Origin of the sequence: Prosthecobacter gellanilyticus (assembly GCF_007992435.1) — a bacterium.
GTDB classification, from domain to species: Bacteria; Verrucomicrobiota; Verrucomicrobiia; order Verrucomicrobiales; family Verrucomicrobiaceae; genus Prosthecobacter; species Prosthecobacter gellanilyticus.
In genome coordinates, this window is record NZ_BKAG01000123.1 from 1 (window position 1) to 1,285 (window position 1,285).

Annotated in this window: 1 protein-coding gene; it reads left to right on the forward strand. The window is 61.6% G+C overall.

Features of this window, described 5'->3' with window-relative positions; translation table 11 throughout:
• Positions 1–128: 128 nt before the first annotated feature.
• Positions 129–1,262 (forward strand): Lrp/AsnC family transcriptional regulator, encoded by a 1,134-nt coding sequence (locus tag BGE01nite_RS28750; protein WP_146856399.1) that lies wholly within the window; start codon positions 129–131, stop codon positions 1,260–1,262.
• The last annotated feature ends 23 nt before the right edge of the window (positions 1,263–1,285 follow it).

Below are 1,285 nucleotides of genomic sequence, written 5' to 3' on the forward strand. Positions count from 1 at the left end.
GGGGCTGGATGAAGCACTCTTGTGCATCTCCAGCCCCGCCTTGTCATTTCCACCGGCAGCGCTAAGAGTCGCGCCCCCAGCAGCGTCCTAGTCTCTGCCCCGCCTTTTTTCGCCCCCCAACCTGTTCCATGACCGCCATCGACGTCACGATCCCCACTGAGCACACCGAAGAAACCAACGCCCAGATCCTGTCTGTCAGTGAGGATCGCGTGAAAGGTTTCCATCAGTATCCCTTTCAGTTCATCTCGGAACAGAGCGGCGTGCCCTTTGACACGGTGGTGGAGCGCATCCGCGCCATGCTGGGTGCTGGAGTGATCCGTCGCGTGCGCCAGACCCTGCTGGCGAACAAGCTGGCCGAAGGCGCTCTCGTGGCCTGGAAGGTGCCCGCCGACAAACTCGAAGCCGCCTTTGAGTTCCTTTTCAAACAAGACCCCTTCAGCGGTCACGTGGTGCTGCGCAGCACGGATCGTGTGGTCAGCGGCAGTGACTTTCGCCTCTGGACCACGCTGAAAGTCCCGCAGGACCGCGCCATCCATGAGCATTGTGATGTCTTGAAGCGCCTCATCGGTGCCGAGGACTACTACACCATGCAGGCTCACGGCATCTTCGCCCTCGGCGTCGGCCACGTGCGCCGCAAGACCATGGAGCCGGGCGAGCGCGCGGATGAACCCGCGACGATGATGACCACGAACATCGCCGATCTCGATGCCGAGGAGTGGAATGTGCTTCTTCATCTCAAAGGCGACCTCACCGCCGATGAGATCGGCCCCGAACCCTGGGCAGGCCGCGCGAAGGCCGCCGGTGTCTCGCTCGAGAAGTTCTGTGAAGTCTCCAAGCGCCTGGATCAAAAGGGCGTGATCGGTCGCTTCTCCACCTTCCTCGAGCACGTGAAGCCGAGCGCCACCGGTGTGCGCGTCACCCGCTTCAATGCCCTGTTCCACTGGAAGGTGCCGAAAGGCATGGAAGAGCGTGCCGGCGGTGAAGTGGGCCGCCACCCCATCATGACCCACGCTTACTGGCGTGAAGGTGGCGAACGCTTCGCCAACGTGAACATCATGGGCGTCATCCACGGCACCGACAAAGACACCGTGCTCGCGCACAAGGCCGCCATCGACAAAGATCTCGTCAGCGAAGGCATCCCTGTCGAGTACACCAACGTCTTCTGGGGCGGCCGGAGTGAGATCAAGCCCAGCGAGATCAGCCCCATCGTCTTCAAAGAATGGCACGCCAAGTGGGCGGATGTGGCAGGCCCGGTGATTTGATTTTTGATCAGCGAAGTCGCGAA